This is a genomic window from Acinetobacter sp. 1000160 (genome assembly GCF_000588715.1).
Taxonomy (GTDB): Bacteria; Pseudomonadota; Gammaproteobacteria; order Pseudomonadales; family Moraxellaceae; genus Acinetobacter; species Acinetobacter courvalinii.
In genome coordinates, this window is record NZ_JFWP02000001.1 from 586,324 (window position 1) to 603,244 (window position 16,921).

Annotated in this window: 17 protein-coding genes; 2 read left to right on the plus strand and 15 right to left on the minus strand. The window is 42.9% G+C overall.

The window, feature by feature from the left end; genetic code table 11:
• Nucleotides 1-16: 16 nt before the first annotated feature.
• From J699_RS15515 to J699_RS15450, 14 genes are all read right to left on the minus strand, one after another.
• Nucleotides 17-790 (minus strand): TatD family hydrolase, encoded by a 774-nt coding sequence (locus J699_RS15515; protein ID WP_032869412.1) that lies wholly within the window; start codon nt 788-790, stop codon nt 17-19.
• Between the two features lie 24 nt (nt 791-814).
• A complete protein-coding gene (locus J699_RS15510; protein ID WP_005230829.1) occupies nt 815-1,159 on the minus strand; it encodes a PilZ domain-containing protein in 345 nt (114 codons plus the stop codon).
• A 358-nt stretch (nt 1,160-1,517) separates the two neighbouring features.
• A complete protein-coding gene (locus J699_RS15505) occupies nt 1,518-1,823 on the minus strand; it encodes a hypothetical protein (protein WP_032869410.1) in 306 nt (101 codons plus the stop codon).
• A 204-nt stretch (nt 1,824-2,027) separates the two neighbouring features.
• Nucleotides 2,028-3,011, minus strand: a complete 984-nt coding sequence (locus J699_RS15500; protein WP_032869756.1) for a DNA polymerase III subunit delta' — start codon at nt 3,009-3,011, stop codon at nt 2,028-2,030.
• A gap of 4 nt (nt 3,012-3,015) precedes the next feature.
• Nucleotides 3,016-3,777 (minus strand): 3-deoxy-manno-octulosonate cytidylyltransferase, encoded by a 762-nt coding sequence (gene kdsB / locus J699_RS15495; RefSeq protein WP_005230832.1) that lies wholly within the window; start codon nt 3,775-3,777, stop codon nt 3,016-3,018.
• A gap of 9 nt (nt 3,778-3,786) precedes the next feature.
• Entirely contained in the window at nt 3,787-4,794 is a 1,008-nt protein-coding gene (gene lpxK / locus J699_RS15490; protein WP_032869408.1) for a tetraacyldisaccharide 4'-kinase, read from the minus strand.
• A gap of 2 nt (nt 4,795-4,796) precedes the next feature.
• Nucleotides 4,797-6,524 (minus strand): lipid A export permease/ATP-binding protein MsbA, encoded by a 1,728-nt coding sequence (msbA, locus tag J699_RS15485; protein ID WP_009512732.1) that lies wholly within the window; start codon nt 6,522-6,524, stop codon nt 4,797-4,799.
• Nucleotides 6,521-6,949 carry an ExbD/TolR family protein gene (locus tag J699_RS15480; protein WP_005230836.1) on the minus strand — a complete coding sequence of 143 codons (429 nt, stop codon included), beginning with the start codon at nt 6,947-6,949 and terminating at the stop codon, nt 6,521-6,523. Before J699_RS15480 ends, msbA begins: the two co-directional genes overlap by 4 nt.
• Nucleotides 6,950-6,963: 14 nt before the next feature.
• Nucleotides 6,964-7,593, minus strand: a complete 630-nt coding sequence (locus tag J699_RS15475) for a MotA/TolQ/ExbB proton channel family protein (RefSeq protein WP_032869406.1) — start codon at nt 7,591-7,593, stop codon at nt 6,964-6,966.
• A 47-nt stretch (nt 7,594-7,640) separates the two neighbouring features.
• Entirely contained in the window at nt 7,641-8,528 is an 888-nt protein-coding gene (locus J699_RS15470; protein ID WP_032869404.1) for a ParB/RepB/Spo0J family partition protein, read from the minus strand.
• On the minus strand, nt 8,525-9,307 hold the full coding sequence (locus tag J699_RS15465; protein WP_005230839.1) for a ParA family protein: 783 nt from the start codon (nt 9,305-9,307) through the stop codon (nt 8,525-8,527). Before J699_RS15465 ends, J699_RS15470 begins: the two co-directional genes overlap by 4 nt.
• Nucleotides 9,308-9,324: 17 nt before the next feature.
• Nucleotides 9,325-9,960 (minus strand): 16S rRNA (guanine(527)-N(7))-methyltransferase RsmG, encoded by a 636-nt coding sequence (gene rsmG / locus J699_RS15460; RefSeq protein ID WP_032869402.1) that lies wholly within the window; start codon nt 9,958-9,960, stop codon nt 9,325-9,327.
• A gap of 174 nt (nt 9,961-10,134) precedes the next feature.
• Nucleotides 10,135-10,824 carry an N-acetylmuramate alpha-1-phosphate uridylyltransferase MurU gene (murU, locus tag J699_RS15455; RefSeq protein WP_032882695.1) on the minus strand — a complete coding sequence of 230 codons (690 nt, stop codon included), beginning with the start codon at nt 10,822-10,824 and terminating at the stop codon, nt 10,135-10,137.
• Nucleotides 10,824-11,837, minus strand: coding sequence for an aminoglycoside phosphotransferase family protein (locus J699_RS15450; protein WP_032869398.1), 1,014 nt, complete (start codon nt 11,835-11,837; stop codon nt 10,824-10,826). Before J699_RS15450 ends, murU begins: the two co-directional genes overlap by 1 nt.
• Nucleotides 11,838-11,955: 118 nt before the next feature.
• Here J699_RS15450 and J699_RS15445 point away from each other — a divergent pair, with 118 nt between their 5' ends.
• Both J699_RS15445 and J699_RS15440 read left to right on the plus strand, forming a co-directional pair.
• Complete coding sequence (locus tag J699_RS15445) at nt 11,956-14,418, plus strand: LPS-assembly protein LptD (protein WP_032869396.1); 2,463 nt, start codon at nt 11,956-11,958, stop codon at nt 14,416-14,418.
• Nucleotides 14,418-15,734 carry a peptidylprolyl isomerase gene (locus J699_RS15440; RefSeq protein ID WP_005286291.1) on the plus strand — a complete coding sequence of 439 codons (1,317 nt, stop codon included), beginning with the start codon at nt 14,418-14,420 and terminating at the stop codon, nt 15,732-15,734. The genes J699_RS15445 and J699_RS15440 overlap by 1 nt, the downstream gene beginning before the upstream one ends.
• A gap of 107 nt (nt 15,735-15,841) precedes the next feature.
• Here J699_RS15440 and fba read toward each other — a convergent pair whose 3' ends face one another.
• A complete protein-coding gene (gene fba, locus J699_RS15435; protein WP_005230849.1) occupies nt 15,842-16,879 on the minus strand; it encodes a class II fructose-bisphosphate aldolase in 1,038 nt (345 codons plus the stop codon).
• Nucleotides 16,880-16,921 lie beyond the last annotated feature (42 nt).

Below are 16,921 nucleotides of genomic sequence, written 5' to 3' on the forward strand. Positions count from 1 at the left end.
GTACAACAAAAACCGTTTATTTCAAATTTAAGAGATTTTCAAAATTTTGTGTTGTAATCATGCCAATCTCTTCAACCGATTTATCATATACATCACTTAATGCTTTTGCTACAAAAGGAACATATTTCGGTTCATTGCTTTTACCGCGATAAGGCACTGGTGCTAAGTAAGGACTATCCGTTTCGATGAGCAAGCGATCAAGCGGTACCTGTTTAGCCACATCACGCAAATCCTGCGCATTTTTAAAAGAAACAATTCCGGAGAAAGAAATATAATAACCACAATCCAGAACGGCTTTTGCTGTTTCCCAATCCTCGGTAAAACAATGCAAAATACCATGTGTAGACTGCTCTGCACGAATAATATCAATGGTATCGTGCTTGGCTGCACGGGTATGCACAACCACAGGTTTTTTTACGATTTTTGAAGCTTCAATGTGTCGCGCAAAGCAACGTTTCTGTTCTTCAACAAAATCCGTGCTGTGATAATAGTCCAGACCGGTTTCACCCAAAGCCCATACTTTATCGGACTGGGCCAGATTGACCAGATAGTCTGTTGTTGCACGCGCCATGACCTGTTCATCCTCGCAGGGATGAACACCCACCGAATAGCCAACGTCTTTATGGCGGGCAGCAATTTCTGCCAGCTTGACATGATCTTCAAGATCAACCGAAATTCCCATGAATTTCGACACACCAGCAAGACGGGCTTGTTCCAGTGCCTGATCCAAGTCGCCTTGATAAGGACTTAAATCCAGCATGGTTAAATGGCAATGCGTATCAACAAACACTCTTCTATCCTATTTACTTCATTACTACATGGTATAACTTGGGCGATCCAGACCTTTAGATCCCGCCAGCAATTTCTCAGCTTCATTTTTATAATACACGCCTTTTTCACCTGCGAGCTGTATGGCAAAACCTTGTGGCTTAAAATGCGTCTGTTTATGCGAAATCCAGATCACTTTTCCGGTTAATGGAATCTTTTGCGCTTGTTCCGGCAATGTGGCCAGTACAAAAACCTCCTGTCCCATTTTTACTGCCTGCTTGGTTGGCACAAATAAACCACCGCCTTGGACAAAAGGCATATAGCTGGATTGTAAGGTCGCTTTGTCTGGAATATTGACCTGTATAATTCCGCCCATCATTTGTGGTTGCATAACTTTCCCCTGTTCAATACTAAATCATTAAAATACAGAACGTGTACTTGCGATTTATCTATAAAACTTCAAACGATATTTATCGGATTTATAGCATCATCTTTCATCTTCGTTCATTTAATATGTATACGTCTTTTATGACTGAATTATAGAAAACAATCCAGCAAACAACAAATGATGTTTAGGAAAATTGTGTTTTAAATACAGAAAATGAAATTTATTTACCGCTTGCCGAATCATGCACGCGCTTGGTTTAGAATAGATGACAATCGAAAAGAAATGACAAGAAATTTAAGGGCTTGATTAAAAAACCGCTGTCATCAGCGGTTTTCAATTCAATCATGCAAAATAAAGTGGTTTATTTTTCAGTACACTTATAATCAAAGTCTAACTTACTGATCATTTGATCAGTATTTCTGGCAATGACCGAAATATTATTGGCTCCGGCTTCAATATAGAATTTGCCACTAAACTGACTGACGCCTGAACCTCGGACATGATTAAAAGAATAACTGTACACACATTCGTAAGCCTGTGACCCTGTATTGGAGGCATTAATCTGAAAAGACGACCCATTAATATTTGAAACGAACTTGGGTTCAGCCATTGCCATAGCTGGTAAAAGCATACAAGACAATGCAATCGCGATAGATTTGTTTTTCATCTCGATATTCCTTATTTTTTAATATTATTGTGAAGTGTTTCACATTTTATATTCTTTTTTGATCAAGGATTAAAGAGCAATGTACATTTTAGATACAATTTTTATATAAATCTCGCCAAGCAGGATAAGGCATTTATTTTCAAACATTTCCTTTACCCTGCTGTTTTACTCAGATCAGAAACCAGCAGAATGATTTAGATAAACTCAAGCCACATTCATGAGCTGAATAAACAACTCATCCATGACCAGTTGTGTTTGAACATTCTGCTCAACCATGCGCTTTTTCTGTTGCAAGTCAGAATAGATGGTAAACAGCTGCTCAAGGTTGTAACACTCAACCAGCTGACTAAAATCCAGATCATCATTCTTAAGTGTCTGGTTGAGTTTCAAACTCACCAAATCCCCCAGCAGATATTCAAACATGGTCAAAAACTCTGAAAAACTGAGCTCTTTCGACCACTTATTTGAGTAATGCAAAGGCATGTTTTTTTCCGCAACCAACTTCAGCCAGTCGGCAAGAAAGAGAGTACGTTTCTGTAGCCAGTCACTTTTTTCAATTTCAATCGCGGTCAGCGGCATATCATTGGCAAGATTTAATAATAATGACACTTGTTGCGATGAAATTTCTGGAATTTGCTGTTTGACAAAAGTCTGCGCATCCTCAAGCGTTAAACGATCTAACGCAAAATGCTGTAATCGACTGCGAATGGTAGCGGGTAATTTCAGATAATGATCAGCAAGTAAAATTAATACAACGCGCTCGCCGGGTTCTTCCAGTGTTTTCAATAAAGCATTTGCCGAAGCCGTGTTTAAGGCTTCGGCAGGCTCGATGACCACAACACGCCAGCCTTCCCCGGTTTGTTGCACAAATGGCAGTAGGTCGCGTATTTTCTCGATTTTGATTTTTGCATTTTGTTTTTTATTTTCTTCGTCTGTGGTGATATGTACATAATTCGGATGCGTATCCGATTTCAGCCACTGACAGCTAGTACATTCACCACAAGCCGCTTGCGCCTGTTTATTTAAACAAAGCACCCAAGCGACAAAACGTTCTGCAAACTCTTTTTTGGCGCAGCCTTGTTTGCCATAAAACAGTAGCCCATGTCCAAGATGAGGAAATCTTGTACTGAGCAGTTGCCATGTCTGTGCATGCCAAGGGTAAAGGGTTTGTTTGTGTGTATCGACCATCATCTTATTCAAATGCACTCACAGGTAGAGTATTGAGACGATCTAAATCTGCCTGTGTGTCTACGCCCGGGGGTAAATTCGCTTCCGCGACATCAATGGCAATACGATGGCCATTTTCCAAAACCCGTAATTGCTCAAGGCTTTCCAGCTTTTCCAGATTACCCTGTTCCCACGTCACATATTCTTGTAACAATTTCACACGGTAAGCATATAAACCTAAATGGCGGAATGCCTGGGTATGTAATGCGGCGACAGCTTGCTTGGCACCATCACGATCGTAAGGAATAGTCGCACGACTGAAATAAAGCGCCTCATTACGCTTATTCATCACCACTTTGACAATGCTGTCACGTTGAAATTCATCTAACTGATGAATCGGTTCACACAAGGTCGACATTGAGCATTGCGGATGATCAAGCAAAAGCTGTGTGACCTGCTGTACCAGTTGAGCTGGCAATAAAGGTTCATCCCCTTGTACATTGACAATCACATCATCTGCTGCCCACCCCTTAATCCGCGCAACCTCACTTAAACGATCGGTACCAGAGGGATGTTCAGGATGGGTTAGAACCACATCTACGCCTTCTGCCTGACAGACTGCTGCAATACGCGGATCGTCTGTTGCAACACACAAATCATCAAAACCAGCAACTTTTTTCGCCTGATCCACCACACGCAAAATCATCGGTCGGCCATGAATCAGGAGTAAGGGTTTTCCTGGCAAACGAGAGCTCGCAAAACGAGCAGGAATAACAATATGCTTCATGATAGATCTCTAAGAAATTTGAATGCCAACCTGTTTTAATTGCTGTTTTAACAACTCATAACAGTCAGGCGATAATACGGCTTCGACGGGGACCACCCAGATCGGAATATTAAATTCAGGGTGTTGCTTTAATAATGCCTTAAATTTTACGGCATCCTTTTCAGTGGTGATGATCGCATCTGGATTATCAAAGCTCAAATCAGCGATTTCATAATCATGATGATCTGGAAATTCATGCGCCTGATACTGATCAACCCCGAGCTTATTCAATGTCTGGTAAAACCGTTGGGGAAAACCAATACCGACCACCGCATTAAAATACTGTTTTGGCTCAAACCAAGGTGTATTCATATGAGGATTTAGCAGATAAGGCTGGCCCACTTCCAGATGCATATTCTGCCGAGGTTGTGCCGCTTTGGTATGTTCAATCACCGTACTGTGGTTTAAGCGAGATTTAGGTTCTCTTAAATAACCTTCCGGCAACAGTTTCTCATTGCCCAGACCACGATGCTGATCCAGCACAATCCATTCTATATCGCGAGCTAGAGCCCAATGCTGTAAACCATCATCACTAATAATCAGATCAATCTGCTGATTTTTCAGTAAGAGTTCAATTGCAGCCTGTCGATTGGGACCAACAGCCATAGGTACCTGAGTCGACTGGACGATCAGACAAGGTTCATCACCAGCAATATCTGGTTCGGATGTTTGGCTAACCAAAAGCGGAAATGGGCCTTCAGCGCCATAACCCCGACTAATCACGCCGACCCGAACACCCTGCTGTTGCAAGTATTTGACCAACTGGATCAGCAAAGGGGTTTTGCCGCTACCACCGACCGTGATATTACCAATCACCATGACCGGAACGGGGGCTTTATAGACCTTTTTTAATCCACTTTTGTAAAGTGCCTGATTGGTACAGAAGCCCAATCGATACAACCATGACAGTGGGCGCAACACCACCAACCATGAAGCCTGTTCATTCCAAGCATCCTGTATACGTTGCGCCATCGACATGCTTAGTCTTCCTCAAAATTGCGTTGATGTAATTGATAATACATACCATGCTTGGCCAACAGCTCAGCGTGGGTACCTTGCTCAATAATCTGGCCTTTATCCATTACCACAATCAGATCGGCATTCTCAACGGTGGATAAACGATGGGCAATCACAATCGTGGTACGCCCCTGCATTGCTTCGTCAAATGCTTGCTGGATAAAATATTCAGACTCATTATCCAGTGCACTGGTTGCTTCATCAAGAATCAAGATTGGCGAATCTTTAAGAATCGCACGGGCAATCGCAATACGTTGACGCTGACCACCAGAAAGGTTTAAGCCCTGCGCCCCCAGAATGGTGTCATAGCCTTGTGGCAGATTCATGATGAAGTCATGGGCATAGGCTGCTTTTGCGGCCGCAATCACCTGTTCATCACTTGAATCCTGTAATTGACCATAGGCAATATTGTCACGTACTGAACGGTTAAATAGTACAACCTGCTGATTCACTGTGGCAATTTGAGAGCGTAAATAAGCCAGCTCAATTTCTTCGACCGCAATGCCATCATAATAAATCTGACCTTCGCTCAACTCTTGAAAACGTGGCAACATGTTAACCAATGAGGTTTTACCCGCACCAGAACGCCCCACCAGCGCGACCGTCTGTCCTGCCTTAATGGTTAAAGACAAATCTTTAATTGCATGGGTACCATCTTCATAACGTAAATTGGCATGATCAAATTGAATATTGCCTTTTAAAACTGGCTTCAACTGACCATTATTCACTTCTTCAGGTAAATCCAATAACTCAAATACCGAGTGTGCTGCAGCCAGACCACGTTGCAATTTTTCATTGATATCGGTCAAATTCTTGACCGGTTTAGAGATCAAACCCGCAGCGGTAATGAATGAAATAAATTCACCCGCAGAGGTATCGCCAAACACCTGTGGACGGAGTGCCAACCAGAGGATGATTGCCATCGCCATCGACAACAACAGCTGAATGATTGGACTGTTAATATTTTGCACCACAACCATTTTCAGGCCGCGACGTAAGTTTTCCTCAGAAGACTTATAAAAACGCTTCTGCTCAAACTCTTCGCCGGTAAAGCTCTTTACCACTGAGTTTGCAGTAATGGTCTCCTGTACCACATGGTTTACATCGCCCATGGTATTTTGTACCTGAATCGAGAGCTTACGCATCTTCTTCGATGCGATTCTAACCAGAATACCAATAAACGGCATGAAAACCACGATGCACAGGGTTAAACGCCAGTTGGTATAAAGTAAATAACTCAACAGGCCAAGAACAATCAAACCGTCTTTAATCAAGGTCTGCAAAGACTCAGAGGACGCTGCGGTAAGCTGCTCAACGTTATACATCAGCTTTGCACTGATATGACCGGCACTGTTATCGAGATAATACTGAGCTGGCAGTCTTAAAAGCTTTGCATAGACTTCCTGACGAATACTGAATACCAGACTCCGTGAAATCACCGCAGAGAAATATCCACCGAGGAACAAACCCACGCCACGGAAAAACATAAGCAAGACAATCAGCGCAGGAAACCAGTCCAGATTCTCTCGACTACCATTTTGAATTGCATCGATAATGTATTTCAGCAACTTTGCCACAGAGACTTCTGTGGCAGCATTGATACCAAAACCAAGCAAGACAAATAAGGCAACGCCCCAATAAGATTTTAAATATGATATTAAGCGGACATAAACCTTAAAATCTTGATTCACTCAGTAAAACCTCTAGTTGGAACTTTAGTGCTGATATTGACGTTTACGAAGCCGAGCTGCCCAGCCACATCCATCACCCGAATCACATCTTGATGAGTGGCTTTTGCATCAGCAGCAATAATAAACATCAAATCGCGACGATCTTGTGCCACCTGCTTGATGGCCGTACTTAAATCAGCAATATCTTTACTGGATAAAGCCTGACCATTCACAGAATAATGCCCTGTGGAGTCTACCATGATTTCAATTTTATGATCGAACTGTTTAGGCGGAACACCTTGTGCATCAGGCAGTGTCAGATTTATACGACTTTGCTGACTAAAAGTCGTGGATAATAATAAAAACACCAAAATAAATAACAAACAGTCAATCATTGGTGTCAAATTAATATGAATATCTTCAACTTGAGAACGTTTAAATTTCATGATGCCACCCCGGCTCAGCTTGCGCGACGGTGTTCTTGTAAAAGAGACGCTTTTTTATAGAAAAGCGCAGCATGAAACAAAGTCGATTGCTGTTCCAGCTCTGCAATATATTCATGCACGACACGTTGAAAATAACGATAGGCAATCATGGCAGGAATCGCAATCAGCATCCCCACTGCGGTCGTAATCAATGCTTTTGAAATGCCGGGCATCATCATGCTGGCATTACCTGCAGAACCCACATCAATTACCAGGAAAGATTCGATAATTCCCAGCACCGTACCCAGCAACCCCAGTAAAGGTGCAATTGCACTTAAAGTCCCAAGAAAATTAATATTTTTTTCGAGTGCGCCGATCTCTTGTGAAGCAGTTGCTTCCATTTGCGCACGTGCAAATTGTTCACCTTGTGCCTGATGATCATAACCTGCTTTTAAGATACGTCCGAGTGGACTTTTTAAAGCTTCATCTTGCTCAAGCTGGACAATTACCGTGTCAGCATCTGTTGCATTGACCAGTAAGGCCTGAGGTAAAACTTGTGATCGCTTTAAACGAATATAGCGTTCAATCGTAATCGCAACCGTAAAAATTGATGACAGAATAAGGGGCAGCATTAACCAGCCACCCGCTTTCACAAGTTCCCACATATTATTCCCCAATAATATTTAAAATATAAAAGGACGTATCCTAAATATTAGTTAGGTAAACAAATATTGAGGATTCCATCCAACTCATCCAATGAGTGATAGTGAATGACCATTTTTCCTTTACCTTTCTGGTTATGGTCAATTTTGACATTTGCTCCGAAACGCTCTGAGAGTTTCTGGGTCAATTGTTCAATGTCAGGAGAAAGCTGCGCCTTTTCCTTTTCAGGTTTTGGTTCACTCCACTCACGTACTAACTGTTCAGTTTGACGTACCGATAAACCTTTTTCAATCACGATTTGCGCCACTGAAATCTGGTCTTTGGTTTTTAACGCAAGAATAGCACGTGCATGTCCCATATCGATTTGACCCTGTTGCATCAGGTCTTTAATCGGATCTGCAAGGCTCAAAAGACGCAGTAAATTACTGACCGTGGTACGTGCCTTACCGACAGTATCGGCAATTTCCTGATGGCTTAAACCAAACTCATCATGGAAACGCTGTAGAGCCATTGCCTGATCAATTGGATTTAAATCCTGACGCTGAATGTTTTCAATTAACGCCAGGGCAATCGCCACCTGATCGTTCAGATCACGGACAATTGCCGGAATTTCAGTCAGACCTGCCAATTGCGCCGCGCGCCAACGACGCTCACCGGCAATAATTTCGTATGGATGCTGCTCATCCTCAACAGGACGAATCACAATCGGTTGCATGACACCATGTTTTTCAATCGATGCTGCAAGCTCTTGTAGATCTTGTTCATGAATAAAGCGACGTGGCTGATATTCACCACGCTTTAATAAATTGACATCAATCTGCTTGAGTTGACCATGGTCCAAGGCCTGTGCTTCAAGTTGCAATTTCTCTTTCTGAATTGAACCTAATAGCGCATCTAAACCACGACCTTTAGCCAATCCGCGTTTTTTGATGCTCATACAGCACTTCCTTTTTTCACTTTACTTTTCTTCAATATTTCTGCAGCGAGATTCAAATATGAAACTGCGCCTTTAGAGCTTTTCTCAAAATAGATCACAGGTAAACCATGAGCTGGCGCTTCCGCCAAACGGATATTCCGCGGAATCACGGTCTCGTATAGCTTTTTACCAAAATATTGCTCTAACTCGGCAGAGACATCACGTGTCAATGCGTTACGAGCGTCATACATGGTACGTAATACCCCTACAATTTCCAAGTTTGGATTCAGGGCTTTTTGTATACGATCAATGGTCTGTGTCAGGTCAGCCAAGCCTTCCAGTGCATAGTACTCACATTGCATTGGAATAATCACGCCATTCACGGCAGCCAAAGCATTGACCGTAATCAGACTTAAGCTTGGTGCGCAATCAACAATAATATAGTCAAAAGCAGAAGCGACTTCTTGCAGTGCGTTTTTCAGAATGAATTCACGCCCTTCCTGCTCTGCAATTGCCAGTTCTACCCCAGCAAGTTCACGGTTCGCACCTAAAACCTTATAACCGACTTCTGCTTTTTGAATCGCAGTTTCAATCGGCACTTCACCCAGCAACACATCTGTCACCGAATACAGTAAATCATTCTTTTGAATGCCCGACCCCATGGTGGCATTCCCTTGTGAGTCCATATCAACCAACAAGACACGTTTTTTCAAGATCGCCAAAGAGGCAGCAAGATTGACTGCTGTCGTGGTTTTCCCTACACCACCTTTTTGGTTTGCAATCGCAATAATTTGAGCCATGATTACCCTTAATATTTTTATTGAATACGTTGAAGTAAAAGTAAATGACGTTGTTCATCTAATCTCGGGACACGAAGTTCAATGATCTTACATGAATACTCATTTTTCATTTGCTCAATTTCATCAGCTGGAATCAAGCCTTTCATTGCAGCAATAATACTCTGCTCATGCATATATGGTTGTGCTGCATCGACAAAGTCAGTCAAAGACGCAAATGCGCGACTTGTAATGACATCGAACTGACCAAGCTCACCAATACTCTCTTCATTTTCAACACGTGTCTGAACGGCAATGACATTTTGCAGTTTCAAATCAGCAATAAACTGCTTCAGGAACCGGATCTTTTTCCCGTTCGAATCCAGCAGCACGCAAGCACGTTCTGGCTGACATAATGCAATGATCATGCCCGGCATTCCACCGCCAGTCCCTACATCTAATAAACGACCTTGTGGTAAATCATTCAGGATACTTAAGCTATCTAATAAATGTTTAACCAGCATTTCCTTCGGGTCACGAATCGCCGTTAAATTATAGGCCTTATTCCACAGCACCAGCGCATCTTGATATTTCAATAAGAGTGTTAGGACGTCCTCACTCAGGTTCAGACCCAGAGCTTGACTACCTTGCTTTAATTCTTGAAAAAAAGGATGCATAACAGTGCAACATCTCGATAAATTTGCTGTGCAGTATACCGATTTCTGATACAAGGCACAGTAGGACTTGTTGAACGATTATGCAGTTAATCATTTACAGACATGATAAACTGCATAATCCATTAAGTTTTTGTCTTTTCTTAGGCAAATCCAAGATAGACAAAGCAATTTTTATTATGCAAACGCACCTTGCTTGATCTGCTGATCAAGCTGTTCTAGACGCTCAGGTGTCCCGACGTCGACCCAGACGGCCTGCATCTTTTCTGCTGAAACTTGCTGCTGTTGCATCGCCTCTTTCAACAACGGTGCCAAAGGTCGCTTGCCATGTTCTAGCCCAATAAACATGTGTGGCGCTAAAACAGCAACACCGCTATAGGTTAAGGCTTCGCCCAACTGCTCCTGCTCAAAAGTATAAGCTAAATCATTTGCCAGGATGAAGTCTCCCTTTAAATGTTGAGGCGGGTTTTCGACCAAGACCAAATGCGCCTGCTTATCTTCTAACTGAACATTTAACAGCGTTGAAAAGTCCATCGTTGTCCAGACATCCCCATTCACCAGAATGAAAGGCTCATCACCCAGTAATGGCAAGGCATTGATGATACCGCCTGCCGTTTCCAGACCTTCACCTTCGTGCGACCACAAGATCGTCACACCAAACTGAGAACCATCACCCAACGCAGCAACCAACTTATCACCTAACCACGCGGTATTGATCACAATTTCGGTGACACCAATTTTCTGCAGTTTTTCAATGTGCCAGACAATCAGCGGTTTCCCACCGACTTCTAGTAGCGGCTTTGGTGTATGCAACGTCAGTGGACGCATGCGATTACCTAAGCCAGCGGCAAGAATCATCGCTTTCATTATGCTGCAACCTCGTAATCACCATATTTGGCAACAAACTTAGGCATCACCACATCACGGATAAATTGCATAAACTCATTCAATTCATCATAGCCTTGGCTTTCTTCAAGTAAGTACCACATTACACGCGGTAAGTCTTTTAAATAGCCTGATTTACCATCACGTTCAAACAGACGCACAAAAATGCCTAAGATCTTGATATGGCGCTGAATCGCCATCAGGTCGGCATCACGTTTAAACTGCTCAAAACTACGATTTTCTTTGGCAGAAGCTGGCAACAAGTTATAGAACACTTCAAACCATTGATACACACGTTCAGCATTCCACTGCACATAGGCATCACGGGTAATCGAAATCAGATCATAAGTATCTGCACCAATCACCGCATCTTGAAAATCAATCACCCCCAATTCCTGTTCACCTTCAATTTTCATCAGATTACGACTGTGAAAATCACGATGTACAATCACTTGTGGCTGTTGAGTCGCTTCAATTGCCAGAAAGTCAAACGCTTGCTCAATGGTTTCCAACTGCTGCTCTGTCGGTTGAATGTTTAATGATGGTAACATCCACTCGGTCAGTAAACGCATTTCAGTCATGAGCTTTTCATAAGAATAAGCCGGTAAATGAGCCTGCCCATCCACCTGTTGCAATTCAATCAACTGTTTAAAGCTTTGCGCATAGTATTCATCTACTGTCTTATCATTCAGTAAGGTGGATAGCACCACATCCCCAAAATCTTCCAGTAGTAACAAACCCTGAGTCAGGTCTTTGGCAACAATATGCGGAACACGCACACCATGTTGGTCAAAAAACTCATCGATATTTACAAATGGTGCACAATCTTCTTTTTCAGGCGGCGCGTCCATGAGCATATATGTTTTGTTTTGTAACTTGATTCGCGCATAACGACGAAAGCTTGCATCTCCTGCTAAAAAGTTGATCTCGAACTGATCGGATTGGAGAGTGGCATGAAGCCAAGTTTGTATCAATTGTTCACGTTGTGTATTCATTTGCAATAAAATCTAAAACTAGCTGAGATTTTGAAAGCTTAAGTGTAGCCACTTATCAACTTTTTCTCTATGATGCGACAATAATTAATTGTGAATTAGCGTACTGGTTAATGAGACAATGAAACATCAGTTTAAATTTAATCCTTTAGCAACAGCTATTTTGACACTCTTGTGCGGCGGCTCGATTCAATCCAGTTTCGCGGCACCAGCTGATGCTGTCTCTACGCTTGACAACAAACAGCTCAAAGCAGCCATTCGAAATCAAGGACAGCAAGACCAGGAAAGTTATCCTGGAGAAAGTTTTTTCCAGCAATATTACGTAGACAAATCTGCACCAGAAGCACAATTGCGCGACAACCGCTATTTAAGCTCCTCTTTTTGCCAAGGCACCTGGGTTACGCCGATTAATCCCGAAACCAAGGCAGGCGATGCAAGTACAACCACCTCGGTGATTACAGCGGATTATGGACACTACAATCCAGCGGGCGACTCTGTGCTTCAGGGCAACGTGGTTATTGATCAGGAAGGTCGCACTATTCGTGCCGATCAGGTGACCATTGATTCGACTCAAACGCATGCCAATGCCGAAGGCCGAGTGCAACTAGCGCAATCTGGCCTGCTCACCCAAAGTGATGCGATTAACTATAATTTAAAGACCCAGACCGGGGATTTAAATAACAGTTTCTATATCTCAGAACAACAACATGCACATGGTCATGCCAGTCAGATCAAACGTGCCAATGAGAATCTGGTGATTTTTAAAGATGCGAGTTATACCGCATGTCCACCAGAACAAAAACCGGCATGGAAGATTCAGGCCAAAGAAATTGAGTTAAATCAGGATACAGGTCGTGGTGTGACCCGTGGTACAAAATTTTACGTAAAAGATGTACCCGTCCTTGCCGTTCCTTATTTCAATTTCCCAATCGATGACCGCCGTACCACAGGTTTACTCAGCCCAAACTTTGGCTATAGTAATGATGGTGGCGCTCAACTTGCTGCGCCGGTTTATCTCAACCTTGCACCGAATTACGACCTTACGCTTACACCAAGCTTTATGAGCAAACGTGGTGCAAAGTTAGATGCCGAATTCCGCTATATGACTGAAAACTTCGGTTCAGGTCGTATTTGGGGTGGTTATATTGCTCAAGATAATCAATATGATGATCAGGACCGTGAAGACCTTCACTTCATTCACAACTGGAAGATTGATGACCAGTGGTCGACCAATCTTGAATATAACTACGCATCAGATAAAGATTATTTTGCTGACTTTAATAACAACCCCAACACCCGTACTGATCTGAATTTACGTCGTGCCTGGGAACTCAATTATGGCAACGGTATTCCTGGTCTTAGAGCACAGCTAAAAGTTGAAGACTTCCAGACACTGGATAAAACCATTAAAGATGCAGACAAACCGTATGCTCGATTGCCACAATTCTTATTAAATTATGTCACAGGCGACCCACAAGGTCTTCAGTATGAATTTAATAACGATACCGCATACTTCAAGAAATCCATTAAAGATGGTTCTGCACTGGAATCAAGCGGTACCCGTATCTATAACCAGTTTGCAGTCAGATACAACTACCTGACGCCATCATGGTTCTATGTGGTACCAGAAGCTTCTGTTCGCAGTATCAACACATTCTATGATAAAGACGCACAAGCAAGCCAAGGCTCTGACAACCAAGAGAAATCCGTAGTTGTACCTCAATTCACACTTGCTACTGGAATGACCTTTGAAAAAGACGGCAAGTATTTACAAAGCATTTCACCTCGTGCTTTTTATGCTTATTCACCTTATAGAAAGCAAGACGATCATCCAAACTTTGATTCGACCTCTGCGTCCATCAATTACGATCAACTATTTAACCCCTACCGTTTCTATGGCCATGACCGCTTAGATGACAACAACTTCTTGTCACTCGGTGTAACTTATAGCCTTTTAGATACCGAAGGCCTTGAACGCATCAAAGCCAGTGTTGGACAAAGCTACTATTTCAGTGATCGTCGTGTCAGCCTGAATGAAAAGCCAGATGAGTTTGATACTCAACGCCGTACCGGTCCTATTGTCAGTCTGTCTAGCCAGCTTAATCAGAACGTTACCATTAGCTCTAACTCAGCCTGGATGGAAAATGGCGATAATGCACAACGCGATTTCCAAGCCTACTATACCGGTGATAAAGGTAATCTATACAACTTAGGCTATTTCTATAGAAAGAAAATTGAAGATCGTCAAAACTCTTATGACCAAGTGGTTGCATCCTTTATACAACCTGTAAAAGACAATTGGCGTATTATGGGTCATGCTCAATACGACATCGACAACAACGTGATGCGCGAATATTTACTTGGCGTAAATTACGAATCTTGTTGTTGGGCTGTGTCAGTCTATGGCCGTTCTTACTATAACGATCTGGATGACCCAAATACCCCAGACGTTCGTAAGAAGAATGCGGTTATGGCTGAATTCACACTAAAAGGTCTTGGTGCTTTAAACAATAAGCTCGCTTCACTTCTGGAGAATAGAGTTTTAGGTTTCAACAAAATTAATCAATCTTGGACACAACGTTAATGAAGATAAAACCTTTTCAACATATCTTTAGAGCCACTGTTCTCGCAGCCCTAATTTCTTCATCAATGCAAAGCTTTGCTCAACCAACGGATGAGGTTGTGGCAATTGTGGACAATAGTGTCATTCTTAAAAGTGATTTAGAACAAGGTGTTGCTGAGACAGAACATCAATTAAAAGCACAAAACAAAACAGTTCCACCGCAACAGTACTTGCAAATGCAGGTTTTAGACCAACTGATTGTCCGCCAAGCCCAACTTGAACAGGTCAAGCGTTACGGCATTAAAGCGGATGAAAAAACCTTAAATGCTGCAGTGCTGAAAGTTGCCAATCAATCAGGTGCCAACTCGCTAGAAGCGTTTCAGCAAAAACTAGACGCTATTGCACCTGGTACTTATGAAAACTTGCGTAACCGTGTTGCGGAAGACCTTGCTATTGGCCGTTTACGTCAACAGCAAGTGATGTCACGTATCAAGATCAGTGATCACGATGTTGAAAACTTCCTGAAATCTCCGGAAGGTCAAGCCGCACTCGGTACACAGGTTCACGTGATTCATATGCGTATTTCCGGTGACAATGCCGATGCCGCTCAGCAAGTTGCTCAACAGGTTAAACAATCACTGTCAACCAGTGATGATCCTAAAGCCATCAGCAGCAAACTTTCGACTGCCGCTGTAAAAGTCGACGGTTTGGACATGGGCTTCCGTTCACTGTCAGAGATTCCGACTGAACTGGCAGCGCGCATCACCCCACTTCAAGTGGGACAAACAACTGAACTGATCAATGTTCGTGATGGCATACATGTCTTAAAGTTACTGGAACGCAAACAGAATGATCAAAAAGCACTGGTACCACAATACCAGACGCGTCACATTCTGATTCAGCCTTCTGAAGTGGTGAGCCTGGATCGTGCTAAGCAAATGATTGATAGCCTCTACAAACGTGCTAAAGCGGGTGATGATTTCGCGACCTTGGCCGCAACTTATTCAAATGATACAGGCTCGGCACGTGATGGCGGTAGTTTAGGCTGGGTTAGTCCTGGTGTGATGGTGCCCGAATTCGAAAAAGTCATGAAAGAAACGCCAGTTGGACAAGTCAGCCAACCGTTCCAGAGTCAATTCGGCTGGCATATACTGCAAGTAACCGATACTCGCCAGCAGGACATGACCAAAGAAGTGCAAGAACGTATGGCACGTCAAATTCTGGGTGAACGTCTGTTTGATACTGAAGTCGATAGCTGGATGCGTGAACTTCGCGCCAATGCTTATGTTGAAATCAAAGATGCCAACCTGGACTCTAAAGCTCAGCAAAAAAAGTAAGTTAAGCTCAAGTAGAATGCCAGCCATGTGCTGGCATTTTATTTTTCCAAAAATGACATAAAAAAAATAGCGGCACTAGCCGCTATTTTTTGTGCATTACAAATAAATTATTTGTAACGATCAACCATTTTCTCTAAAGAAATTGGACGAATCTTGTCTGCATGCCCTGCGGTACCAAATGCTTCATAACGCGCAACACAGATTTCTTTCATTGCTTCAACAGTTTCGCCAAAGAATTTACGTGGATCAAATTCACTTGGTTTTTCTGCCATCATACGACGCATTGCACCCGTAGAAGCCAAACGTAAATCGGTATCGATGTTAATCTTACGCACACCATGTTTGATCGCTTCAACCAGCTGATCTACAGGTACACCATAAGTTTCTTTAATATCACCACCGTACTGGTTAATCACAGCTAACCATTCTTGCGGCACAGAGCTTGAACCATGCATTACAAGATGCGTGTTTGGCAATGCAGCATGAATTTCTTTGATACGGTCAATTGCAAGAATATCGCCTGTAGGTGGACGAGTAAACTTATATGCACCGTGTGACGTACCAACAGCAATTGCCAAAGCATCTACATTGGTATCCGCCACGAACTGGGTCGCCTCTTCAACAGAAGTCAGTAATTGAGAATGATCCAGTACGCCTTCAGCGCCTACACCATCTTCCTCACCTGCCATACCGGTTTCAAGGCTACCTAGGCAACCAATCTCACCTTCAACAGAAACACCGCAAGCATGCGCCATTGCAACCACGCGACGGGTTACATCAACGTTATAATCATAGGTTGTTGGTGTCTTACCATCCGCACCCAGTGAACCATCCATCATCACTGAGCTGAAGCCCAACTGGATCGAACGTTGGCAAACATCTGGACTTGTACCATGATCTTGATGCATTACCACTGGAATATGTGGCCACTCTTCAATCGCAGCTAAAATAAGGTGACGTAAGAAAGGTGCACCTGCGTATTTACGCGCACCAGCCGAAGCTTGCACGATGACAGGTGAATTTGTTGCATCCGCAGCGAGCATGATTGCACGCATTTGTTCTAAGTTGTTTACATTAAACGCTGGTACGCCGTAGTTATATTCTGCAGCGTGATCCAAGAGCTGGCGCATTGAGATTAGAGCCATAATATCCTCCCAGGTAATGCGCCATATTCTACATGTTGATTT

Excerpts from the sequence above, each read along its gene's own strand:
- J699_RS15510 (WP_005230829.1), bottom strand. The coding sequence starts at position 1,159 with ATGCAACCACAAATGATGGGCGGAATTATACAGGTCAATATTCCAGAC.
- J699_RS15505 (WP_032869410.1), bottom strand. The coding sequence starts at position 1,823 with ATGAAAAACAAATCTATCGCGATTGCATTGTCTTGTATGCTTTTACCA.
- J699_RS15500 (WP_032869756.1), bottom strand. The coding sequence starts at position 3,011 with ATGGTCGATACACACAAACAAACCCTTTACCCTTGGCATGCACAGACA.
- kdsB (WP_005230832.1), bottom strand. The coding sequence starts at position 3,777 with ATGAAGCATATTGTTATTCCTGCTCGTTTTGCGAGCTCTCGTTTGCCA.
- lpxK (WP_032869408.1), bottom strand. The coding sequence starts at position 4,794 with ATGTCGATGGCGCAACGTATACAGGATGCTTGGAATGAACAGGCTTCA.
- J699_RS15480 (WP_005230836.1), bottom strand. The coding sequence starts at position 6,949 with ATGAAATTTAAACGTTCTCAAGTTGAAGATATTCATATTAATTTGACA.
- J699_RS15475 (WP_032869406.1), bottom strand. The coding sequence starts at position 7,593 with ATGTGGGAACTTGTGAAAGCGGGTGGCTGGTTAATGCTGCCCCTTATT.
- J699_RS15470 (WP_032869404.1), bottom strand. The coding sequence starts at position 8,528 with ATGAGCATCAAAAAACGCGGATTGGCTAAAGGTCGTGGTTTAGATGCG.
- J699_RS15465 (WP_005230839.1), bottom strand. The coding sequence starts at position 9,307 with ATGGCTCAAATTATTGCGATTGCAAACCAAAAAGGTGGTGTAGGGAAA.
- rsmG (WP_032869402.1), bottom strand. The coding sequence starts at position 9,960 with ATGCATCCTTTTTTTCAAGAATTAAAGCAAGGTAGTCAAGCTCTGGGT.
- murU (WP_032882695.1), bottom strand. The coding sequence starts at position 10,824 with ATGAAAGCGATGATTCTTGCCGCTGGCTTAGGTAATCGCATGCGTCCA.
- J699_RS15450 (WP_032869398.1), bottom strand. The coding sequence starts at position 11,837 with ATGAATACACAACGTGAACAATTGATACAAACTTGGCTTCATGCCACT.
- J699_RS15445 (WP_032869396.1), top strand. The coding sequence starts at position 11,956 with ATGAAACATCAGTTTAAATTTAATCCTTTAGCAACAGCTATTTTGACA.
- J699_RS15440 (WP_005286291.1), top strand. The coding sequence starts at position 14,418 with ATGAAGATAAAACCTTTTCAACATATCTTTAGAGCCACTGTTCTCGCA.
- fba (WP_005230849.1), bottom strand. The coding sequence starts at position 16,879 with ATGGCTCTAATCTCAATGCGCCAGCTCTTGGATCACGCTGCAGAATAT.